Raw genomic sequence first — 22,225 nt, 5'->3', positions numbered from 1 at the left:
CAGGTGATCCACCACGCGGCCCGCCGCGGACTTCGAGATCCCGAACAGCAGGGCGACCTGCCGGAAGGTCAGGTTCGTCCGGTAGTACACCGCCACCAGCAACACCCGGTCCGCCAGTGACAGGCCCCACCGCCGCCCGCTGCCGGTCTGCTCGCCACCCCGACGGGCCACGACCCGCACCAGCTTGCGGAACACCGGCACCGACAAGCCCGTGAACACCGGCACCCACTCCGGCCGGTCCGCACTGATCACCCGCTCCACACCAAGATCATCGATCGCGCCGAGACGGCGTTACGGGACAACCTTTAGGCAGCACGTCCGCTAGTACTACAGCCGCAGGCCGTGATTTTTGAGTCGTCGCTGGTAGTGGCATTGTCGGGCTCGGTGTTGGTGGCGTCGTCGCCAGAGTGACCAGGCCTCGGCGTGGGAGGGCGGGTGCGGGGTGTAGGTCAGGGCGGCGTGCAGGCGCCTGATCTCGTTGACGCTCAACGGGATCAGGCCGTCATCGCGGTCTGCAGAGCCCCCTTTTCCGTCTTCGCGGTGACCGCGAGGAAGGCGTGGGCGAGCATCGCGAGGGTGATATGCCGGTACCAGGCGCCGTACTTGCGGACCTGGTAGTGGTCCAGGCCGACCTCGTTCTTGGCCGCCTGGAAGCACTCCTCGACTGCCCATCGGCTCCCGGCAACCCGGACCAGCACGTCCAGCGGGACCGGATTCGTTGTGTGGCAGAGGAAGTAGGCCAGCTCGCGGATGCCCTTGGTGTTGAGGGTGAGCGAGCGGCGGATCAGCAGACTGTGGTGTTCACCGGCGTCGACCAGTGCCCAGTCATACAGCCGTGGCCCCTTGGCGCCGTCACCGCACGAACGGCGCTGCCAGGCTGATTTCGGCACGAGCCTGACCAGTGTGTCGGCCCGTCGTTTCCCCGCCGCGGTGGGGAGTTCCTGCTTGCACGGGATCGCCATGACGTAGGCGATGCCCCGTTGTTCCAACCACGACCGCAGGCCGGGGTTCTGGCCGTAGGCCTCGTCGGCGGTGAACCAGGAGAACGGCACCCCGCCGTCGACGGCCCGTTCAAGCATCAGCCGCGCCAGTTCCGGTTTGGTCGCGAACTCGACCTCGTCGTCGATCTCGGCCTCCCGGCAGCGGTCCCGGTCAGCGCACCAGCTGAACTGGGGTAGGTAGAGCTCGCGGTCGATCAGCGCACGGCCGTGCGCAGAGGCGTAGACCAGGAACACCCCGAGCTGGCAGTTCTCGATCCGCCCGGCGGTGCCGGAGTACTGCCGTTGCACCCCAGCGGACTTGACTCCCTTCTTCAAGAACCCGGTCTCGTCGGCGACCAGCACCGCCTGCTCATGCCCGAGATGGTCTGCCACATACCCGCGCAGGTCGTCGCGAACCTTGTCCGCGTCCCACGCCGCATGGTTGAGCAGGCGCTGCATGCCGTCCGGGGTGGCGTCGCCCGCCTGCTCGGCCAGGGTCCAGCCGTTCTTGCGTTCGGTCCGCGACAACAGGCCCAGTAGGTAGGCCCTGGACCGTCGGCGGGTCTGGACCTGCACGAACCGGCCCGCGAACCGGGCGAACAGGTCGTCGAACCCGGCCCGCCACGCGTCCAGGTCTAAGATCCGCAACGCGGCCACCGTTTCGCTTCGAGTCCCAACACACCTCGAAGTTGATCACGGTGGCCGTCTTACAGCCCCGCCAGGTCATCGACCAAGATCACGGCCTGCGGCTGTAGTACTAGGGCTTCCCCGCCCAGAAATCGAGGTGGTGTCCCGAGACGTAGTCAGTGCCACTGACCCCTTTGGGGGTTAGGGATCGGACGTATTCACTGTCCACACTGGACCATCCCGGGTCGCCGTTCGCGGCGAAGGCGGCCCAGTACCGGGTCATCCGGTCGGCGAGTTCGCGTTGGGGCGCCGGGAGTTCTGGCCCGCCCTCGAAGTCGAACTGATAGACCAGTGCGCTGGAATGCTGGGCGCCGGACGGAAATCCCGGAAACAGCGGCGGCGCGTCCTCGTCGGCGAACTCGTAGAACCACGTCCCGGTGTGTGCCACCAAGGCCTGGCCGAGTTCCCACGCCGGCCGCGCCCAGGCCCGGTCCGTGGAGATCCGCGCCCAGGCGAGGCTCGGTGTTCCGTAGTCTTCCAGTGGGTAGCGGGCGGCGACTTCGTCCGCGGCGTCGCCGAACGCCTCGGCCAGCAGTCGCGGATAGCTGTCGGCCGTGACCGGATTGCCGACGAGGTCGGCGAAGAGCCCGACGAAGAAACGGGCCTCGTCCAAGGTGGTCCCCAGCATCAGGGGCACCTGGTGGAAACGTCCGGCGGGCAGCGCGTCCGCGGGCGACTCGGGAAGGACCGCGCCTCCGAAAGCGGGGCGGATGAACGCGCCCGAGACTTCGAGCAGGTCTTTCACCGGCACCTGCCGCAGTTGCGCGAGCGGGTCGCCGTCGCCGGTGACCCAGCCTCGCTCGGCGGCGACGGCGACACCGATCGCCTCGAGCTCATTCTCGGCGGCCCACCTCGGCGGGAGTTCCGGGAGGCCGGGGATGAAGGTGTGCGCGGGTGTCGTGCCCAGCACCGAGAACGCGCTCTGCAGGATCGCCTGCCGGAACAGCCCGGCCGAGCCGGGAGCGGCCAGATGCGCCGCGATCTGAAGTGCGCCGTAGGACTCCCCCATCAGCGTCACGTTGTCCGGGTCGCCGCCGAAGTGCGCGATCTCCCGACGGACCCAGCGCAGGACGGCTTGCTGGTCCTGGATGCCGAAGGTGCCGCCGTCGGCGAGGCCCGGGTAGCCGAAGCAGCTCATGATGCCCAGCCGGAAGTTCGGCGCCACCACGACGAGGTCACCGGTGACGGCGAGGCGGCGGGCGCCGTAGACCGCGGCGCTTCCGTTGGTCCCGCCGCCAGGGCGGGTAGCGTTCGCGTACCGGACCGGTCGGACCTGCATCCGCGTGTGCGCGGTGAGCACCCAAGTGAGGAGCTTGCCGACCGTGCTGCCGCCCTCGACCGGCAGACGCAGACGCCCATCGGCGACGACTTCGCCCGACTCGGTCGTTCCCAGTAGGTCAAGCACCAGCGAATCTTCGGACTCGACGGTTGCTGAAAGTCTGTAGTCAACGTTGCCGAGTTTGATCTCATTGTGAAATGTGGATGTCATGCCACGCCTCCTGGTTCTTGGGTCTTCTTTGACTACGCCGGCGACTCGGCGTTCTTCATCAGCAGGAAGACCGCGTCGCCGTCGTACGTGAGCTCGACGGGTTCGTCGCCGAAGGTGAGGTGTTCACCGTGCGCTGTGACGGCTCGCCAACCTGACTGGCGGATCCGGTCGGTGCAGTAGTAGCTCCCGACGAGGACACCGTTGCGGGTGACGGTTCCGTAGAGAACCTGTTGGGCGTCGGCCGGATCGGCGACGACGGAGGTCACCTCGAAGTCGCTCTCGCGGAAGCGACGGACGACGGTCTCGGTGTGCGTGTCAGAGGGCATCGCAAGGTTCCCTTCGTGTGCAAAGACGGTCATGAAGCGACGAGTCCCGCGCCTCGTCGGCGAGAACCACGTCGGTGTCGGGGTCGAGGTAGTCGCCGAGGTCGGCGAGGCAGGCGATGCGCACGACGGGCACCTCGGCATCGCAGCCGGGGCACCGGTCCAGGACGAACCAGCTCTCTCCGGGACTGGTGAAGTCGGTCAGCAGTCGCCACCGTTGAGCGGTTTCGGGGTCTGTGACCGTGATCAGGTCGCCAGGCACGTTGCCGTTGCGTGTGCGGTACTGGCGGTCGGGGTCGTCCGTGACGGTGACGCTGTCAGCGGGTAGCTGCAGCGCTGCCGCAACGGTTCGTGCGATGCGGGCACGGCGCGCCCATCGACTCCACTGTTCTGGTGAGTCGTGGCGGCGGCGGAACTCACTGGTGCACGGGCCACGCAGGGCTCGCGCGACGCCAACAGCCCTGTCGGCAAGCCCGATCGTCGATTCTCTGAGGGTCGTGTTGTCTCTGCTGTGCATGGGAAGCACCTCCAATGGGCGTTCGATGTAGGTCAGCGGACGGCTGCCTTCAGTGCGGCGGTCGCGGCATGGCCGATCGCGGTAGCGGTGGCAGCGGGGTCCGTGAGTCGGTGCACGGTCACGCCGTCGAAAGGGGTGTCCCAAGTCTTGGAAGTCAGCCACAGCACTGCGCAGCCGGACGCGCGCAGCCGATCAACGCGCTTCTGCCCGGCGGGGCGTTCGTCGCCGCTGAAGTGCCCGTCGGACACGATCACCAGCAGCCGCGCGGCCCCGGGACGGGAGAGACCGAGTGCGCCATCTAGGGAATCGACGGCGAGGGCAACGCTTTCCCAGTCGTCGTCAGCCTCGAACTCAGTCACCTCGGCGGGCACCTTGCCGGGATGCGTGATGGGCCGGACGTGCACGCCGAAGATCACGGCGGCTGTTTCGGCGGGCACGGTGGAATGCCGTCCAGCATGGGCGAGAATCCACGCAGTCGACGCGACCGGGCCGCGAAGGTGGCGCATCGATCCGGACACGTCACACGCGATTCCCAGCCGTAGCGGCGGTGTCGGCACGGTCAGGCGTGTCGTGCGGGTGAACGGTTCGGCCGTGGGCACGGCACCTGCAGCCCGTTGGGCGTCGGCGGCGAGTGCGCCGCGCATCCGAAGTCGTCCGGGCGGAATCGGCGAAGTCGACCTCACCGCGACTCGTTCGCGTGTGCCAGCGGTCGACAGCGCCCGTGCCAGCGCTCGGGCAGCAGTGCGTTCGGCGGTGGTCGGTTCGCGGGTGCCTGAGATGGTCGTTGATCCGTAGCGCGAACGGTGGCGGCTGCTGGAGAACACGGACCGCGCGATTGCCTCAGCTGCATCGGTAGCCGCCTCTTCGGCCGCCTTCGCTGCAGCCGCCACAGCGGCCGGATCTTCTGGCGGGCCTTCGTCCGTCACCGCGCGTGCCACCTTGGCCGCTGTCCGGCCGATCGCTTCGGCGAGGGGTGATGGCGACGACTCGCCCGCTTCGCCAGGCTCAGATGTTTCGCCGTCGGGTTCGGTGCCGACGATCTCGCACCAGCGCTTCGCGATATCGACCATGGTGTTGGCGTCATCGTCGGCTGTGGCGAGAGCTTCCTGCCACAGCGTCCGAAGTTCGGTCAGCGTGTCGGGTCCGAGCACGTCCTTGACGACGTCGGCGACCGGTGCGGTTTCAGCGGCGGTGAGGATGCCGCCGTCGACTCGGGCAAGAACCAGGGCAGCAGCACGGGCGGCGTCCGTCTTGGTCATCGTCGGGCTTCCGGCGAAGTCGGCCAGAACCAGGTTCGTCGCTGAAGCGCGCAACCAGTGCCGGTCGTCTGGACGGCGGCGAACGTGCGCTGATTCCATCCGGGACTCTTCCAACACCATCGCGGCGTCCGCGATAGCGGGTGGGACGTCGTCGGGTAGTTCCCACACGCTGTGCTTCGCGTGTGCGCACTCATGGGTCAGCAGTCCCCACGTGACGGGGTAGCGCGCGCGGTCGGAAAGGTTCGCCGGATCAACGGTCGCAGGGTCCACTCCCAGGTGGTCACCGTCGACTTCGATCAAAGCGCGGTTGGGGTAGAAACATGCCGGGGCACCGCCACCCGCACCGGGTGCGATGGTGACCAACAGGTCTTCCCGGTCCGCGATCACTGGGACTTCGTCCGCCAGTGCGGCGGACAGCGTCAGCCATTCCGGGCGCGCGGGGAAGATGGCGGCACCCGTTGCGTCCGGGTCAGCTACCAGATGGGCGGTCATGGCCGTGTCCTTTCCGGATGGTCGCGCTAGATGCGGGTGCCGAGTGCCAGCGGTTTGACCGTCGTGCCGAACGCGTCTCGGACAGCGCTGGCAACGGTGGTGCGGTCTTCCTCGGGTGCGATGCCGACCAGGTTTCCGGCGGCGGCTTCGGCGCCGAGCACGCCCGCGATCTTCTGGAACGCGATCAGCTCACGCAGTTGCGGTGCCCAGCCGATCTCGCCCTTGGCTTGACGGGTGGCCAGGTTGCGGGCGACCTTGACGGCCCGCTTGTCGATCTTGAGCTGTGCGGCCAGGTCGTAGTCGGTGGACACGTGGATCTGGGCTGAGAACCGGGACGACAGGGCGTCACTCAGAATCGCGCCGTGCACACCGGGGTTGTGTCCGGCGACCACGTAGAACCCGTCTGCGGCGTCAACGACCTCACCGCCGTTCGCCTTGACCACGATCTGACGGCGGCCGTCCATCGCGGGGTAGACCACGGCCAGCACGGTGGGTGGGATCAACGTGGCGTCATCGATGAACAGCGGCACACCCGCGCGCATTGCACGCACCAACGGGCCGTGTACGAACACGTAGCGGCCGTCATCGGTCTGCGTGTACTCGCCCACGAAGTCGGCCACCGTGGTGTCGCCGTCACCCTGAACCGTGAGCAGGTCCGGGAATGCGGCTTCGACCACCGACGTCTTTCCGGTCCCGGGCGGTCCGTACAGCAGTGCGGCGACCCCGGCGTCGCGCAACCGGTGCAGTGCGGTCACGTCCGGCATGCCGGACAGCAATCGGGGGTGGTAGGTCAGGCCGTTCGGGCGCGTCACCGGTCCTGTGACGACAGCCGTTGCGGCGGGTTTCGGGGTGGGTGCGGCGGGTTCGGGAACCGTTGTGGTTGCTGGTGACTTCCTGCGGCGGGGGCTTGGGGTGGGTGTCGGTGCAGGGGTGATCGCAGCTGCTGCGACAACGGCGGTGGTCGCGGTGGCGCGGTAAGTCAGCGGCGTGGTCAGTACGACTTCGGCGGCACCGCATTCGGTGAGCACTTTCAGCGCGTTGCCCACGGCGCCCGATGATCGTCCGCCGAGTTTGGCGGCAACGACGCGCGGGGTCATGCCCGTGGTGGGGTCGTCTGCCAGGACGCGCGCGACCATGGCGCGCAGTTCGCCGTTGCGCAGACGGGTTGCCGATCCGGTCGTGGGGGTGCTGGTCGTGGTGGGCGTGGTCATCGCGGTTCCCTTTCGGTCCAGTTGCAGGGGTCAGGCAGCCGCGATGGGCGACTCGTCGTCGGGCGTGTTCTGGTGCGTTTCTGCCGCGATGTCAGCCGATTCCGGGGTGTGTTCGTGTTCGACCCATCCACAGCAGCAGTACGCGGTAACGGTGCCGTCGATTTCGGTGATGGTGTCGGCGTAACACATGATGGACCCCGTTCGGCAGACATGGCTCGCGCCAGGTGTGGTATTCGGTGTGGTTTCCGGTTTCCCGGTGTGATTCAAATATAACTCCGCCGCACGCCAATTTCCAGTGCATTTGGGGTCTTTTTCAAGACTCTTTTGTGGGGATTGCCATGTTATCTCGGTGGCGGAAATTGAATTCAAATCGCATTTGCGTTTGTGTTGTGACTGGAGTGTTGTCGGGGCGGAACGCTGGCGAGCGGCCCGGGTCCGGCTTGGGGGGTAGTTGAACAGGTCGGGGAAGTTGCTGTGGACAGAGGCGAGGTGGGTTTGCCAGGTCTGTGCAGGCGATACGGGAATCGCAGGCCTGCTGCCGCGCCGTTTTGACCTCCCGCTTGTGGCCAAGCGAGTCTGGGACACCAGGTGATCCCGCTGTGGTCGTGCTGTCGTGCGTGACGTGCGTGCCGGACGGATCAACTCTGGAGGTGCCCTCCAGGTGCATCTCGGGCTGAACCCCGGATTGATTCCCCTCTACAGGTTGGTGTGTTTGATCATGGCAAAATGCACGGTAGCGTCGAGCCCGGCGGGAATGAAATTGCAGGAAAAGGTTCTTTTGTTCTGGTAGAGATTCTTTTCGGGAAATGCGGCTTTCATGACGCTGGCAGTTGGTCTTTGGCGTGGTGCCGCGGAAGGTTGGCTGCAAGCCAGGTCGCTTCGGGTGACGGCTTGTCGTCGATCTCTGCGAGCTTGCTGGTGAGCAGAGCGAGAGTGCGCGGGATGGCCTCGAGCCGGCCGAGACGGCCCTGAAGCCGCATGATGTCCCGGTACAGGAGCTCGTTGTGCGGATCGAAGGCTCGTGCGAGTTCCAGCAGTTCGAGCGTCTGTTCCGGATCGACGTCGCGCAACGCGTGCGCGAGAGCGGCGGCCGCGTCGATGACGTCACGCCGCACCGCTTCGCGCAACGGCTCCAGCCATTCGCTCTCGACCCCCTCAGCGAGCGGACCTGTGTAGAGGCTGACGACCTGCCGGTATGCCTCGGTTCGCTCTTGTGCCGTGCTAGCCGAGCGGCGGGCGGTGATCGCGCGGTCCAGGTGCCAGTAGTCGACCTCGACGAGGTCCGGATTGAGGCGGTAGCGACCTCCTCCGACGATCGCGATGTCCGTGATCGTTCCTCCGGTGGCTTTGGCTATGGCGTTGCGCAGTCGGGAGAGCGCGGTGTTGAGGGCGTTGTTTGCCTTGTCCGACGTGTTCGCCGGCCACAGGGCGTTGACGAGTGCCTCGCGAGTTGTGCCTTGGGGATGCACCGCGAGGAAGACGACGAGTTCGCGTAGCCGCGGTTGAATCGTGGCGGTGACGTCGTGCTCGGCGTCAGGCCAGCGCAGGGCGGGCGTGCCGAGCAGCCGGAGTTGCAGCGGTGGCCGGTCTGCGGGCACGACGTTCGCGCTGATCTCGAGCGCGGTTTCGGCAGCTGCGGGTTGCGGGCGTTGTTCAGCCTCGCGGAACAGGCCGAGGAGGTCGTGCGCATCGTCGTCGCCGAGGTGGAAGAGCTTGACACCGGTGAGCTCCTGCCCAGGGCCAGGACTTGCCGAGGACACGGTGCCGTCGACGCCGATGTAGAGCGTGATGCCGTGCGTCCACTGTCCGAGGAAGACGCCGGAGAGCTGACGTGAGGATGCCTGCGCGAGCGTGACTTCGAGTTGCCGCCGGCTGGAGACGATCCGCAACGCGGACGGTGGCTCACCGACGGCGGCTTCACCAAGGAGCGACGCCAAGTCTTCGGCGGTGATTGCGACGGTCGTGCGGGTCAATGCAGTCAGGACAAGAGCGCGCGCTGCCGCAACAGCGCCGGGACCGACCAAGCCGAGCCCGCCGCAAGCCGCAAGGTCGAGCGCGACCTCCTGACCGTTCCTGACACCGAGCGGTGTTGCATCGTCGTCCGAAGTCGCTTGGTGCTCAGAACGGTCGCGGGCGAGCTGCAGTTCGTAAACCACGGGCGCGACAGGGAGATCATCACGCAGTCCGCTGCCAGGCTTGTACCTGCCGCGGTATCGCCTTCTTGCCACCACGAGGGCTGCGCTGACGGCTGCGGCCAAGGCAGTGCTGACGAACGCCGTGGTTCTTCCGGTCGGTGCCGAGTCGGGCTGCGGCAGCTGTTTCTCGTGCTGTGCCATCTCGGGCGAAGGCGCTGGTGGTGGCGGGGTCGCCGGTTCGACTGGGGGAGTGGACGGAGGAGCCTGTGCTGACGGGACGAGCAGGTTCTCCCCGGGGAACACCCGGTGCGGGTCCGTGAGAGGTAGGCCGTCTGGTTGCGGTTTGCCGCGGTTGAGCTCGAAGATCTCGGGCCAGCGGGCGCCGTCGCCCAGCGCGCGTTCGGCCACTGCCCACATCGAGTCGCAGGTGCCGGTAACCGGATCGGGTGCTCGCACGGTCTCGACGACGGCCACCGGACTGGATGAGGCCAGTTGGAGGCCGTCGCCGGCAGCACCTGCCGCACGATTGCCGAGCACCGACAGGACGATTGTGCCGATCAATACCGCTGCGGGCGACCGAACCGCGGCCAGGTCCGGCCACCGCACTCCGTGCAGTACGTCGGCGGCGCAAAGCCCGATGTCGAGAACGAACGCGGCCCAGAGCAACCAGCAGAGGCACGCCAGTCCATCGATCAGAAAGGAAGGGGACATCGGCTGCGTGAGTACGGCGGACAGCATGGCCCAGCTTGGGACCTCGTCCGGTAACGGCCATCCGACGTAGTGACTCAGCCCGAGTGGCAGCCCGATCAGCACGGCGAGCAGTACCGCTGACGCCACCAACGCGCACACCAGGTTGCCAAGGAGTCTGACGATGCCACGGCGGGTGGCGTACGAGCTCATTGCTCTGTGGCAGGCCGAAGGGCCTGCGGAACGACCTCTGCGACCGAAGAGGTTTCGACCTTGGGTGGCCGGGTGATTGCCCGTCGCTTCCTACCTCGCTTGGGTTTGCTGGCAGTCGTCCACTTCGTGAGTTCGTCGACCGGAACGTCGGTGAACGAAGCGAGCTCCGGAAGGCTCATCACGTCCTCGGCCTCGGTGATCAACTCGCCGAGCTTGACGTCGACCTCGCTCAGCTCAGTCGCCAGCACGGTGCGTCGGTGCGCGAGTTCCCCGACGAGCTGTGCGGTGGCCAGCCGGCGATTGCTCCTCTCGGCGTCAGCGAGCTCGACCCGCCTGCGGATCTCGTCCGTCGTGGCCATGGTGTTCCCCTTTCGAGCGTCTTCACGGGCTTGGTGCGACACCGCGGTGGGGACTCGCGTGGCCGGTCGCCTCGACGGAGATGCTGGAAATTCCGACGAGAGTCAGCAGCTGTGTGCGTTGAGAGGTGGTGACGACGACCGTGACGGTGTTGCCGGAGACGGTGACCTTGCCGTCGACACCAGTCGCGGAGAGACGTGCTTGAGCTCTGCTCACCGCCTGATCTGGTGCGAGCACGAGCCGGTTGTCCAGGCGGTAAGCGCTGAGGTCGATGGCTTGAGCTCCTGCTCGCGCTGCTGCCTCGGCGGCTCCTGCGGCTTGGACCTTCGTGGCGAGAGCAAGACCGCCGTCGAGGGCGAGGCCGGCGAGGGCCAGGATGCTGGCGGTGAGGGCGACGAGGAAGGCGGTCATGTGCCGCTCTCCACGGAACGCCAGGCGTCGACCACCTCTGACGCGGTGGAGGACAGCCGCTTTCGGGCCGGTACACCGAGCAGGGCGGCGTCGCTGAGATCGACCGTGCACGAGACAGTCACGGTCACCGCTGTTCCCGGCCGTACATCGCCGAGGACTTCGACGTTCATATCCTGACAACTGACCTCGGCATTAACGAGCGCCTTGATCGCGACAGCGGAGGCTGCTGCACCAGCTCGTGCGTTCGTGTGCTCAATGCTCGCGGCGCGTGCCGCCTGGTGCGCGACGTTGTTGAGCCGAAGCCGCGCGTCGACGCCGCGGTGCACCAAGACCGCTACGAACACCAAGGCCATCACCATGACGGGAGCCCACAGCGTGACCTCAGCCGCTGCGGATCCGCGTTGATCGCGCCACCAGGACATGCCGGTCACCGCCCCGGCTCGACGAAACGCTCGACAGGACCTGCGGCCTCGGCATGCACCGGAAGGGTCAGGAATGGCACGACCTGCTTCGCAGTCCCCGAGATCCGCACCAGCGCTGTCTCAGAACCCCGCTCGCAGTCGACGTTCGCGTCGCGAAGGGGTCCGCCTCCGAGACCAGCGAGCACGTTCCGTGCACTCGCGGCGCCGTCGGCCGGCGATCCGCCGTGTACCCGGACGGCTGCAAGGCCGTGCGAGGCCGCGGCTTGCGCGATGTGCGTGGCGTGAGACCACATGGCGAACTGCACTATCAGGAAGAACGCCAGGAACGTCACTGGCAGCATGATCACGACCTGCGCCGGGGCGCTTCCGCGGTCGTTGGGGAGCCGAAGCCGCTGCATCGGACGCCCCGCTCACAAGGAGATCTTGGACGCGGCACCGACGAACAACGACGTGAGCAGCGCGGCCACCGCCAACGCTGCGGCGACGAGCGCGGCGATGGTCACCACGGTCTCGCCCACGTACCCGCGATCGTCTTGCCGCAGGCTTTCGATCGCTGCGCGGACGTGGCAGAACACGAGGTTGAACATGATCACTCCTAGAGTCCGTTGAGGACTGAGACCAGGGCCGGATAGCCGATGAACAGAAGAAAGCCGAGCATCAGCAGAACGAGTGGCAGGCTCATCCGCTCGGTTGCTGCACGCGCTTCACCTTCAGAGTCGGTGAGCTCTCTGGTGCGCAACGCGCGGGCTTTGGAAGCCAGACTTGAACGGATCTTGGCGCCGTCGGTGCCGGCAAGGCCCACCGCAGCAGCGAGGTCGGACAGCTGACGCACCTCAAGGTCCTCGCCGAGCCGTTCGAGTCCTTCCCAGGGGGTCGTGCGCGTTACCTGAGCGGTCACGAGCGCTTGGCGCAGCTGATGAAACGCCCAGCCGGTGCCGACCTCGGCAGCATCGGCCAGCGCCGAGTCCACCCCCGCTCCGCCTGCGAGCAGGATGCGTACGAGGTTGAGATAGGCGCTCAGGGCATGTCGGAAGGCAGACCGGCGGCTTTGAGCTGCCTCACGCACCCTGAAGTCCGGCAGAAGGAACCCGACCGCGGCGAACGCAGCGATGGCGCCCGCGGAAGTCACCCACGGCAAGCCGTCACCCCTAAAGACCAGCGCGAGGCCAATAACGGACACCAACGCGGCACCTGCCAAGGCACCAATCGCCTTCGCCACCAGGTGCCGCTCAACGTCGCCGCCTACGACGGTCAGGTCAGCTCGTAGGCGCGCGGTTGGGAGCCCGAACGAGCCGGCAATGCCGGCGATCCTGCGCTTGACCCTCCACACCGGACTCGTATCCGCTACGGGACTCGGAGGTGCGGACAGAGTCGCGAGCACCTCGTGAAGCGACGGCTTTGGAGGAACCAGCCACACTGCGAAGGCCCACAGGCCGACTCCGAGGCACGCTCCCCACAGCAACGGCTCGATCATCGCGGCACCTCCGCAACGAGGAGCCGGTCGGGTTCCCGCAGGCGCGCGATCCGGGCAAGCCAGGTGAACGCAAGACCGAACAGCGCACCCACGACAGCAAGGACGAGTTGTCCCTGCAGGCTGTCGAACGGGTCGAGGTAAGCGCGGTTGAGTGCGATCAGTCCGCCGGCGAACGTGATCGTCGTGATCACGATGACCCGGACGCTCGTGCGAGTCTGCCGTCGGCTCGCCTCGATCCGCATCCGCATGGACGCCTGCTCGCGCGCTTCCGTCGCGAGCTCGCCCAGCAGCTCGGCGAGATGACGTGCCTGGTGCTCGCTGGAAAGGACGAGAGCGGCGATCACCAGGTCTGCGGTCGGGTCGTGCAGTTCATCGCCCAGGCGCCGCAACGCCACCGCCAGACGTTCGCCGCCGCGCAGCTGAGCGGCAAGCGACGTGACCTCAGGCCTGATGGCTTCAGGTGCGCGGGCTGCGGTGGCCAGCATGGCGTGCTCCAGCCCGGACGCGGCCACCAAGGTGTCGCGCAGCATTTCGGTCCAACTCGCGATCGCTTCGATGCGGTCGAGCCGGGCCCGTTGCTCGGCGCCTGCCTGCAAGACACGTGGCAACAACGCGACTGCGAGTCCCGTCAGGACTGCTGCCGCCATCCAGCCGGTGATCACACCGACCAGGAGTGCGGCCACCACTCCAACGCACAGCCGCACCACGGTGAAGTGGTCGGGAACGGTCCAACGCCGAGACGGTGCGGAGGTACCGCGAACGCCCAGCGCGATCAGCCACACCCCCAAGGCACACCCGGCCGTGAGCAGGGCGAACAACGCGGCACTCATGATCCCCACCGATCCACGAGTTCCGGGTCGTAGCCCGCCGCGATGAGCTCGTCGAGCGTGCGCGATCGGAGCGGGGCCGCAGGAACTGCTCGGAGATCGGGGCCTGGCCGCCAAACCTCGTTGCTGATGATCTGCCGCCCGTCGGCGTCCACCACCTCCCGCACCGAAGACACGACGCGATGGCGGCGGTCCGCTGAAAGGTCCAGGTGGACGACGAAGTGGAGTGCCGAGGCGACCAGGAGGGTGGTGGCCTCCAGCGTCAGCCGCTCGGGCCCTTGAACGGCGTATGCGCCCAGCTTGGTGAACGCGCCTGCGCTTGAACTCGCGTGCAGCGTGCCCATCGAGCCGTCGTTGCCCATCGACATGGCGTTGGTCAGCGGAATGACCTCGGGACCGCGAACCTCACCGACGATCACGCGGTCGGGCTGCATGCGCAGTGACTGCCACACCAGGTCGGACAACGTGATCGCACCGACGCCCTCCAGGTTGGGCTCGCGCGCCTGCAGTGCGACCACGTCCGCGTGCGCTGCGTCCTGGTCGAGGCCGAGCTCGAACACGTCCTCGATGGTGATCAGGCGTTCGTACGCCGGGATGGCGGAGGCGAGCGCACGAAGCAAGGTCGTCTTGCCGATCGTCGTACCGCCGGTGACGAGCACGTTCTTCCTTGCTCTGACCAGGGCGGCGAGGAACGACTCCATCCCCGATCCGATCGTGTCGTTCTCCCGGAGATCCCCCAGGCTCACCCGCTTGAGTCGGTGCCTGCGGATGGACACGGACGGCCGCGCCGTCACCGTCATCACGGCAGAGACGCGTTCGCCGGACGGCAGGGCGAAGTTCACTATGGGGGAGGCGTTGTCGAAGCGGCGCTCCTCGATGCCGCTGCGTGCGGCCAGCGTGCGGATCAGGTGGACGAGATCGTCGTCGGAGTCGACGATCGGCGGCAGCATCTCTCGTGTGCCGTCGGCGCGTTTGACGAACACCTGGTCCGCGCCGTTCACGTTGATGTTCTCGATGCTGGTGTCGGCGAGCAGCGGGTCCAACCTGCCGGCGCCGAACAGCTCGGCCAGGACCTCGGTGACCGCACGCCGTTCCACGTCCGCGTTGAACAGCTCGAGCCCGGCTTGGAGCCGCTTCTGGGCGATCGACTCGATGGAGTCGCGCAGAACCGCCTCAGCAAGCTGACGCCGTTGCAGCGGTCCGAGTGGCGGGCGCTCCGCGTTCCCATCCGCTCGGAGCCGGGTGCTGAGCTGGTCGGTGACGTCGTTCCTGAGCCGATCGCGCAGGCTCCGCACGTCGCTCATAGGCCGCTGAAATGGCAGGTCTGCAGGCCCGCTCAGCGGGGTCACGGCGGTCATCGGGAACTCCGCTGCAGCGTCATGTCCTGCTGGGCCGTGTGCAGGAGCTGTCCAGCGAGCCTTTCCGCATGTCGGCTCAACGCGGAGTCGAAGCCGCGCTGATGCCACAGCGCCTGCGCGCCCTTGGCGTCGTCTGGGATGCCGGCGAGTACCGGCAGGTCCAATGCATCGGTGACCTGCGCCGATGGATAGCCCTTGCCCACAAGCACGAGGCCGAGTCGGCGTGACCACGTCTGCACCTGGGATCGCCTTGCCGCTACGTGCGCCAACGAGTCGTCGTGAGGTCGAGCCAGGATTACGAGTGCGTCGGCGGATCTCAGCAGGCCCAGCATCGTCGGGTCCGGATCGACTCGACCGACGTCGACGATGAGCGGAACGCCAAGCGTCCGGAAGGGACTGAACTGTGCGGCCGCCAACGCTCCGAACGCGGCTCGCGACTGTGCAGGATCAGACGGTGCGGGCACGATCCGCAGACCGCTCGCCAGGGCGTGTGAGTGCTGAACCAGGAGTTCGGTGTCGGAGTTGCCACGTGCAGCAGCGGCAAGGCTGACGAGGCCGGGGGAGCTCGGAAGTCGAAAGCGCGCTGCGATGTCCCCGCCGGCTGAATCCGCCTCGATCACGATCGGGCGGACCGGCTCGGGCCAGCGAGAACCGAGCGCGACAGCGAGCGTGCTGGCTCCGGGAGAACCTTTGAGCGAACAGGTGATGACCATCATCAACGACCTCCGACCATCAACACGGCGATCTTGTCTGCGGGAGTCGAGGAGAGGCCTCGCGCATCGAGTTCGGACAGCTCCACCGAGACGACCGGCGTCTGGTCCGTCCTGTCGACTGCGACGACCACAGCACGCCAGGAATCCGTAGAGCTGCCTTCGCTCGGTGCGGAAGCCAGCACGACCACGTTCGCCCCGGCGGACAACTCGGGAGGGAACTGCCCCGGTTTGAGCCCGAGGGCGGCGATCGCTCTGCCGTCGCCGGGCACTCGCGGCGGTCCGAGCACGTCGTCGGTCAGGAGAACCCCGACCGGCAGCGAGTACGCGACCGGCCTCCCGACCACACTCGAGGCGGCAGACGCAGGAACGACCTTCACGGCGCCATCCAGGGCGAGACTCACACCGACGAGGTCTTGCTGCAGGATCACGTGGCCGACGTCGACCGGTCGAGCCAGCGCGATGACTTCTTGGCGGTCGCCGAGCTGTTGTGCCGCAACAACTCCGCCAGCTGCACACGCCGCCACCAGCACAGCACCGAGAATCAGATGAGGGAGACTTCGTCGCTTACGACCAGGCATCCGGGGCGGCGCCATGTTGGCCGGCTTGGAATCGAGAACCTGCTGCGTTTTCATCTTGGCCTCCTGAAGGCATAGGGGTACCGCGACGTGACACCTGATTTGCTGGCACGCCTGGGTGTTGCTGGGGATCAGCGGGAGTTGAGAGCCTGGCTCTCGGCGACGCGCAAGCTCGTTGACGCTGTCGTCGTCAGGCCTGGGAAGACGCCGCTCTGTCCGGCGCCGGACCACCGCACGTTCCACTGGACCGTCACTGCGGCGGTGTAGACCTCGCCGGGCATCCCCTTCGAGGAACGTCGGTAGGTGTGGCCGCAGTCAGGCGAGACGGTCTTCGGGTCGTGGCCTGCGGTGAACGGCGTACCTGGACCGGAGCACGTCACGGTGGTGCCGTCGCCCGTGGTCCATGACGCGGTGGCGGGCTCAGCGACCGCGGTGACGGTGATCCCCGGGACCGAGGCACTCGCGGAAATCGTTCGCCAGCCTTCGCGCAGCCACAACCACGTCGGCAGGTGCACCAACTGCTCGCCAGCGGGGTTCGCCGCAATCGAGGGTATGGGCAATCGCAGTCGGCTCTTGGCCATCAGCGCCACCTGCTCCGGCGTAATCGAGGGCTCGGCCTGCTGCCCGGCAGGTATCCAGACCGGTGGTCGGTTCGCCGTGGCTTTGCCGTCGGCCGAACACAGGAGGCGAAACCATCCACCTGGCCCTTCCGGCTGCGGAACAGCAGGATCTCCCTGATCGACCGGTACGTACCTGCACTCGAACGAATCCGAGTGCTGTTCGTGAGTGGTCGTGTCGGAGACGCTGGGACGCCCGTGGGACTGGGACATCTCCGCGATGAGCTCGCAGCCAGGGCCGGGTTTCGTCGAGCAGTCGACCGAGCCCCAGCCGGGATCACCTCGGGCCGACGAGGCCGTGGCCACGAGTCCAGCCATCGTTATCGCCACGACGAAGGCGGAGCGAGTCAGCATGATCCGACTCCCTGCACCGCGAACCGCGTCACGCGCCAGCTGCCGTCGGGCTGGGCTTTGACCTCGGCGAGGATGGAGCGCCGACCGCCGCCTTGACCGTCCGCAGGTTGGTTCGTTCCCTTGCGGTACTTCAACCACGCGCTGTCGTCTCCACAGTCCCTGATCTTCACGACCGTCACCACGCCACCGGAGCGGTCCACATTGGTCACCTGAGGATCGCTTTTGGGAGAACCCCTGGTGACCAAGCCTTTCTGCTCATCTTCGGCGAGGCTGTTCTTGATGACGACGAGCGCATCGCCGGCTGCGTGTTCGGCGAGCCCAGGCGCCTCCGAGTTCGACGTCTCGCTGGCTATCGCCATCTCACGCCACATCGCGAGGTAGGCGTCGATGGCCTGGCGTTCAGGTGGATCAGGCAACGGGGTGACGCGCGTGCTCGTCGAGGTCGAAGTGTTCTCGGGCGGGGGCGAGCTGTTGCTGCGCACGCTGCACGACGTCACGGCGACAACACCGAGAATCGTGGCTACTCGTGCGGTGATGGTCATCGCGGCCTCCAGGTGAATGGTGGGGCCGAGGTGGGCGCCGGGGGAGCAACGACGCCCACCTCGATCGGAGCGCCCGGCTGCGCACTGACGTCCGGGCGGAGGTACGGGTTGAGGGACACGAGCACGATCAGCACGAAGGTCGCGGCAGCGCGGTGCAGCGCACGTTGAGTCTCGTAGACGATCATGGGGTTCTCGTCCCTGAACGGCAGACACATCACGCGCCGCCGCTCAGGTCAGCAAGATCGCGCATACCGCGCTGGCGATCAGAAAGGGTCCGAGCGCCAGCGGGTCGCCCTGGTGGATGACGCGGCAGACACGAAGAACGCGCATGCTGACGGCCGCGATGACGAAGGCGCTCATGAGCCCCAAGAACAGCTGTTGCCAGCCGAACCAGCCCAGGACGAACGCGATCGGGGCCAGGAGCACGACGTCGCCGAAGCCAAGGCCCTGGCGTGAGCAGACGTAGACCGCCAGGCCGGTGGTGATCACCACGGCAGTGGCGAGACCTGCACGAAGCAGCGGATTGAAGTCGGCCCGCAACAGTGCCAGGAACGACAGCTGGATGACGCTGCCAGCGAGCAGCGCGCCGTTGATCTGATGCGGTAGCCGGTGCGCGGTCGAGTCGATCATCGCGAGAAGAAGCCCAACGATCACGAACCACGAGAGTGCGCTCGCCTCCTGCGTCACCTGGATGGCGACGCAGCTCAACGCGGTGCAGAGGAAGCCGCTCGCAGCCGCCAAGGGCACCCAGCCGCACCTCGTCACGGCGCTCCACGACAGCTGCTCGCCGTGTGTGACCTTGCGAGCGATGATCATCACGAACGGGCCGGCGACGATGCCAAGAATCCCGTACATCGTCCAGTGCGACATCGCGACTCCCTCTGGGTGGAGGTCCTCCAAGTTGGCTCGATCCGATCAACGAAAGTTGTCGTTCGACCGGGTGGTCTCCCACGCGTGGCTGCCCGGAATCCGAGGCGAAGTGGGGCTGAATCGACATACGCTCACCTCCTAGACCTGGGTTGCACTGTTCGTAGTCGGGGGACGACTTTCAGTGTTGGCAGGATCGAGGGTGATTGGCCAGGGGAGGGGCGTCTCCAGATGAACAGCAGACGGCAGCAGACGGGGATCGAAACGACCGAGATGACCTTCGGGGAGCTACTTCACCTGCTCCGGGAAGACCGCAGGCTCTCGCTGAAGGCCTTGGCAGCGGGAGCGAACGTCAGCAAGGGCTACCTCAGCAACCTCGAACACAACATCCGCAGCCCATCTGCCGAGATCGCGGAGGCGATCGATCGGGCGCTTGAAGCAGGAGGAGAGCTTGCTGAGCTCGCGGTGCCAAGGCCGCGCGCGAGAGCAACTCGCGAACGCATTCGCCCAGCTCAGCTACCGGCAGCGTTGCGCTCCTTCGTTCCGCGGCGCGAACCGCTGGAACAGGCGTCAGCCGCACTCGCCGCACATGAGGGACTGATCGCCTTCGACGGCCCGGCAGGTGTCGGTAAGACCGCGTTCACGGTGCACTGGGCTCACACGATCGCCTCGCAGTTCCCGGACGGAGTGCTGTTCACGGACCTCCGCGGATTCGCCGCTGATTCACCGGAAGATCCTGCCGTCGTGCTCGGCCGGTTCTTGCGGGCCTTGGGCACGTCGCCTCAGGACATCCCGACTGACCTGGACGGCCGGGTCGCCCTGTACCGGACGCTGCTGGAGGCGACCCGCACGCTCGTGGTGCTGGACAACGCGGTCGACGCCGACCAGATCCGCCCCTTGCTACCCAGCTCGCCGCGGTCATTGGCGCTGGTCACCAGCCGCAACAGGCTGTCAGGTGCAGTCATCCACGACGGTGCCGTGCGCATCACCCTGCATCCGATGAGTTCGGAAGAGGCGCTCGACCTGATGCGATCCGTCTTGGGCGGGCGGGTGGACGGCGACCTCGCTGCCGCACAGGTCATCGCTGACCGAGCTGGTCGTTTGCCGCTTGCGCTGCGCATCGCGGGGGAGCGCGCGAACCTGCTGCCGACCGTTCCGCTCCGCAAGCTCGCCGACGAGTTGACCCGTCGCCAGCCGCTCGACGTGCTCGCCACCGACGAGACGTTGGCCGTGAGAACCGTGCTGTCGTGGTCGCACGACACGCTTCCCAGCCCGATGGCTGCCACCTTCAGGCAGCTCGGCCTCCATCCCGGTGGCCCGATCAGGATCGAGGCGGCGGCCGCGCTCAGCGGTCTCTCACCCTTGCAAGCGCAGGGGCACCTGTCTGCTCTCGCCACCGTGCACCTCGTGGAGCAGACCGCCCAGGACAAGTTCGTGATGCACGACCTCGTGCAGGCCTACGCCCTCGAGCAGGTCCGCGAGTGCGCCGACGAGGAGACCAATCGCGCCGCTCTGTCCCGTCTGGTCGACCTCTACCTGAACACCGGAGCTGCGGCGATCCGGATGCTGTGGCCGTCCCGGCCGAGAAGGCCGCTTGAGCTGTCTCAAGCGGACCTGGCAACGCTGACGTTCCACCACCCTGCCGACGCAGTCCGATGGTTCGAGGACGAGCTGCAGCTCCTCGTTCGCCTGGTCCGATACGGGGCTCGCTGGAACATCACCTCGGTGGCGTACCTGCCGGTGGTCGTGAACGAGATGCTGTTCCACCGCCGCGCCTGGTCGTGGTGGGTGCCCGCCTTGCGCGACGCACTGGAGATGGCTCGGCGGGGTCGCCACCGCGATGCGGAGGCGTGGGCGCTGGAGACGCTCGGCGACGCGGGAATCGACGAGTTGAAGGCGTCGTCGTCGGCCGGCCTTTACCGGCAGGCGATGCAGATCAGGATCGAGTTGGACGACCTCAGCGGCGTTGCCGCGTGCCACGTGGGTCTCGGCCGGGCCTGCTACCAGCTCAACGATCTCGACGCTGCCATCACGCACCTTGAGGCCGCTCGCCGGCTGAGCACTAAGGCCCAAGACCAGTGGGAGTTCGCGGTGGCGTCAGCGCACTTGGCGTCCGTGCTGGCGGCTTCGGGCGATGCCGCGGGGGCGCGATCTCTGCTGACCGAGGTGCAAACGATCTTTGACGAGGCTGAGGACCTGATGTCTTCGGGCTGTACCTCGACGTTGTTGGCAGGTCTGGCCGAGTCCAGTGGCGAGTACGAAGTCGCGCTGCACCACTTGGAGAACGCGTTGCGCACCTTCAACAAGGTCGCCGACGTCTGGAGTCAGGCTCACATTCACAGGCGGGTCGGTGACCTGCACGCTGACCGCGGCAACCTCCACGCCGCCCACAGGTCGTGGTCCGCGGCCGCCGACCTGCTGAGCGGCAACACCGAGCCGACCGCAGCGGGGCTGCGGAGACAGTTGATCGAGAGCCTCAAGGAGGACGTCTAGTGCACCAGGCGCTCAGCACCATGCCCGCGCTCACCGGAAGTCTGGACACCGACGAGAACGCGCTCGCGTGGGCCGCGCACGACTACGGCGACACCGTTCACCATCTTCCGACAGCCGTCCTGCGGCCCGCCAACGCGGCCGACATCAGCACGGTGATCAAGCATGCCGGCGAGCACGATCTCGCCGTCGTGCCACGCGGACAAGGCCACTCCACCGGCGGCCAAGCTCAAGCCCCTGGCGGAGTCGTCATCGACATGACCGCCCTTTCCGTGATCCACGAGGTCGAATCGGACCACGTTGTGGTCGATGCGGGCGCGAAGTGGAGTGACGTGCTGCGCGCGACCTTGCCGCACGGGCTGACCCCGCCGGTGCTCACCGACTACCTCGAACTGACCGTCGGCGGAACCTTGTCCGTCGGCGGCCTGGGCGGCGCCAGCCACCACCACGGCGCCCAAACGGACAACGTGCTCTCGCTCGACGTCGTCACCCCTACCGGCGATGTCGTGACGTGTTCACCGAGTACGAACCGCTCCGTGTTCGACGCCGTTCGCGCGGGCCGGGGTCGCAATGGGGTCATCACCCGCGCAACCCTGCGTCTCGTCCGTGCTCCTGAAACCGTTTCCTGGCACAAACTCCACTACAACACGATCGGCCAGCTCATCGTCGATCAGCGTCAGCTGGTGACCAAGGGGTCGTTCGACTATGTAGAGGGTCAACTCAAGATCCGCGAAGGTGAACATGTCGCTGAACTGGAGGCTGTCACGTTCACCGGAACGAGCAGCGGGTCAGGCGATCTCAGCGGCATGTCGTTCCGCGAAGCGGAAACCCAGGCCGTGACCTACTGGGACTTCGTCGATCGGCTCGCACCTGGAGAACCGGTCCTGCGTGACGTCGGGCTCTGGGACTCGCCGCACCCGTGGTGCAACCTGCTCGTACCAAGCGCCGCGGCAGAGGCTCTGCTTCACCACGCTGATCGCGAACTCGGCGCCGATCTCTACAGCGACTTCGGCCTCGTTCTCGCTTACCCGCTGCGCACCGACAGGATCACCACGCCGCTGATCCGCCTGCCCGACGACGAGGTGGTGTTCCTCGTCGCGGCTCTGAGGTACGCGCCAGCGGCATCGCCGCAGATCGTCACCGCGATGCACGAGGCCAACGGGCAACTGATCAGCAAGACTTTAGCTGCGGGTGGCGCCCTGTACCTCGATCCGCTGTAGGTCGG

At 66.9% G+C, this 22,225-nt stretch carries 24 protein-coding genes and 1 pseudogene; 2 read left to right on the top strand and 23 right to left on the bottom strand.

What is annotated here, in order from left to right; all coding sequences use genetic code 11:
* The 23 genes and pseudogenes from BMW88_RS18565 to BMW88_RS18460 all read right to left on the bottom strand — a co-directional run.
* Positions 1 to 261 (bottom strand): helix-turn-helix domain-containing protein (locus tag BMW88_RS18565; protein WP_143116136.1); only part of this gene is annotated, 261 nt, incomplete at its 3' end.
* 7 nt (positions 262 to 268) lie between these two features.
* A pseudogene (locus BMW88_RS18560) lies at positions 269 to 1,622 on the bottom strand (IS701 family transposase).
* A gap of 115 nt (positions 1,623 to 1,737) precedes the next feature.
* Entirely contained in the window at positions 1,738 to 3,156 is a 1,419-nt protein-coding gene (locus BMW88_RS18555; RefSeq protein ID WP_089952161.1) for a carboxylesterase family protein, read from the bottom strand.
* 32 nt (positions 3,157 to 3,188) lie between these two features.
* Positions 3,189 to 3,482, bottom strand: coding sequence for a hypothetical protein (locus tag BMW88_RS18550; protein ID WP_089952159.1), 294 nt, complete (start codon positions 3,480 to 3,482; stop codon positions 3,189 to 3,191).
* The gene (locus tag BMW88_RS18545) at positions 3,472 to 3,996 is read right to left on the bottom strand and encodes a hypothetical protein (RefSeq protein ID WP_089952243.1); all 525 of its coding nucleotides are present in this window, start codon (positions 3,994 to 3,996) and stop codon (positions 3,472 to 3,474) included. Before BMW88_RS18545 ends, BMW88_RS18550 begins: the two co-directional genes overlap by 11 nt.
* Positions 3,997 to 4,028: 32 nt before the next feature.
* On the bottom strand, positions 4,029 to 5,747 hold the full coding sequence (locus BMW88_RS18540; protein ID WP_089952157.1) for a VWA domain-containing protein: 1,719 nt from the start codon (positions 5,745 to 5,747) through the stop codon (positions 4,029 to 4,031).
* 26 nt (positions 5,748 to 5,773) lie between these two features.
* A complete protein-coding gene (locus BMW88_RS18535; RefSeq protein WP_089952155.1) occupies positions 5,774 to 6,958 on the bottom strand; it encodes an AAA family ATPase in 1,185 nt (394 codons plus the stop codon).
* Between the two features lie 30 nt (positions 6,959 to 6,988).
* Entirely contained in the window at positions 6,989 to 7,147 is a 159-nt protein-coding gene (locus BMW88_RS41935; RefSeq protein ID WP_177221171.1) for a hypothetical protein, read from the bottom strand.
* A gap of 626 nt (positions 7,148 to 7,773) precedes the next feature.
* On the bottom strand, positions 7,774 to 9,993 hold the full coding sequence (locus tag BMW88_RS18530) for an AfsR/SARP family transcriptional regulator (protein ID WP_089952153.1): 2,220 nt from the start codon (positions 9,991 to 9,993) through the stop codon (positions 7,774 to 7,776).
* Entirely contained in the window at positions 9,990 to 10,352 is a 363-nt protein-coding gene (locus tag BMW88_RS18525; protein WP_089952151.1) for a hypothetical protein, read from the bottom strand. Before BMW88_RS18525 ends, BMW88_RS18530 begins: the two co-directional genes overlap by 4 nt.
* Before the next feature lie 22 nt (positions 10,353 to 10,374).
* Entirely contained in the window at positions 10,375 to 10,761 is a 387-nt protein-coding gene (locus tag BMW88_RS18520) for a pilus assembly protein TadG-related protein (protein WP_089952149.1), read from the bottom strand.
* On the bottom strand, positions 10,758 to 11,183 hold the full coding sequence (locus tag BMW88_RS18515; protein WP_089952241.1) for a TadE/TadG family type IV pilus assembly protein: 426 nt from the start codon (positions 11,181 to 11,183) through the stop codon (positions 10,758 to 10,760). The genes BMW88_RS18520 and BMW88_RS18515 overlap by 4 nt, the downstream gene beginning before the upstream one ends.
* Positions 11,184 to 11,188: 5 nt before the next feature.
* On the bottom strand, positions 11,189 to 11,581 hold the full coding sequence (locus BMW88_RS18510; RefSeq protein ID WP_143116135.1) for a TadE/TadG family type IV pilus assembly protein: 393 nt from the start codon (positions 11,579 to 11,581) through the stop codon (positions 11,189 to 11,191).
* A 12-nt stretch (positions 11,582 to 11,593) separates the two neighbouring features.
* A complete protein-coding gene (locus tag BMW88_RS41930) occupies positions 11,594 to 11,770 on the bottom strand; it encodes a hypothetical protein (RefSeq protein WP_177221170.1) in 177 nt (58 codons plus the stop codon).
* Between the two features lie 8 nt (positions 11,771 to 11,778).
* Positions 11,779 to 12,657 carry a type II secretion system F family protein gene (locus BMW88_RS18500; protein ID WP_089952145.1) on the bottom strand — a complete coding sequence of 293 codons (879 nt, stop codon included), beginning with the start codon at positions 12,655 to 12,657 and terminating at the stop codon, positions 11,779 to 11,781.
* Positions 12,654 to 13,487: a type II secretion system F family protein gene (locus tag BMW88_RS18495; RefSeq protein ID WP_089952237.1), complete on the bottom strand. Its 834-nt coding sequence runs from the start codon at positions 13,485 to 13,487 to the stop codon at positions 12,654 to 12,656. Before BMW88_RS18495 ends, BMW88_RS18500 begins: the two co-directional genes overlap by 4 nt.
* Entirely contained in the window at positions 13,484 to 14,788 is a 1,305-nt protein-coding gene (locus BMW88_RS18490; RefSeq protein ID WP_245777890.1) for a TadA family conjugal transfer-associated ATPase, read from the bottom strand. Before BMW88_RS18490 ends, BMW88_RS18495 begins: the two co-directional genes overlap by 4 nt.
* A gap of 50 nt (positions 14,789 to 14,838) precedes the next feature.
* Complete coding sequence (locus BMW88_RS18485) at positions 14,839 to 15,558, bottom strand: CpaE/TadZ family protein (protein WP_089952141.1); 720 nt, start codon at positions 15,556 to 15,558, stop codon at positions 14,839 to 14,841.
* On the bottom strand, positions 15,558 to 16,187 hold the full coding sequence (locus tag BMW88_RS18480; RefSeq protein WP_143116134.1) for a flagellar biosynthesis protein FlgA: 630 nt from the start codon (positions 16,185 to 16,187) through the stop codon (positions 15,558 to 15,560). The genes BMW88_RS18485 and BMW88_RS18480 overlap by 1 nt, the downstream gene beginning before the upstream one ends.
* A 74-nt stretch (positions 16,188 to 16,261) precedes the next feature.
* The gene (locus BMW88_RS41000) at positions 16,262 to 17,101 is read right to left on the bottom strand and encodes a hypothetical protein (RefSeq protein WP_143116133.1); all 840 of its coding nucleotides are present in this window, start codon (positions 17,099 to 17,101) and stop codon (positions 16,262 to 16,264) included.
* Positions 17,095 to 17,643: a hypothetical protein gene (locus BMW88_RS18470; RefSeq protein WP_245777889.1), complete on the bottom strand. Its 549-nt coding sequence runs from the start codon at positions 17,641 to 17,643 to the stop codon at positions 17,095 to 17,097. The genes BMW88_RS41000 and BMW88_RS18470 overlap by 7 nt, the downstream gene beginning before the upstream one ends.
* Positions 17,640 to 17,828: a hypothetical protein gene (locus tag BMW88_RS18465; protein ID WP_143116132.1), complete on the bottom strand. Its 189-nt coding sequence runs from the start codon at positions 17,826 to 17,828 to the stop codon at positions 17,640 to 17,642. The genes BMW88_RS18470 and BMW88_RS18465 overlap by 4 nt, the downstream gene beginning before the upstream one ends.
* A gap of 43 nt (positions 17,829 to 17,871) precedes the next feature.
* On the bottom strand, positions 17,872 to 18,513 hold the full coding sequence (locus BMW88_RS18460) for a prepilin peptidase (protein ID WP_089952135.1): 642 nt from the start codon (positions 18,511 to 18,513) through the stop codon (positions 17,872 to 17,874).
* A gap of 228 nt (positions 18,514 to 18,741) precedes the next feature.
* On the opposite strand from BMW88_RS18460, the gene BMW88_RS18455 reads away from it, so the two are divergent.
* The gene (locus BMW88_RS18455) at positions 18,742 to 21,003 is read left to right on the top strand and encodes a helix-turn-helix domain-containing protein (protein ID WP_089952133.1); all 2,262 of its coding nucleotides are present in this window, start codon (positions 18,742 to 18,744) and stop codon (positions 21,001 to 21,003) included.
* Positions 21,003 to 22,220: an FAD-binding protein gene (locus BMW88_RS18450; protein WP_089952131.1), complete on the top strand. Its 1,218-nt coding sequence runs from the start codon at positions 21,003 to 21,005 to the stop codon at positions 22,218 to 22,220. Before BMW88_RS18455 ends, BMW88_RS18450 begins: the two co-directional genes overlap by 1 nt.
* Positions 22,221 to 22,225 lie beyond the last annotated feature (5 nt).

Origin of the sequence: Lentzea xinjiangensis (assembly GCF_900110955.1) — a bacterium.
GTDB lineage: Bacteria > Actinomycetota > Actinomycetes > Mycobacteriales > Pseudonocardiaceae > Lentzea > Lentzea xinjiangensis.
This window is presented reverse-complemented; position numbering and strand designations above follow the sequence as displayed.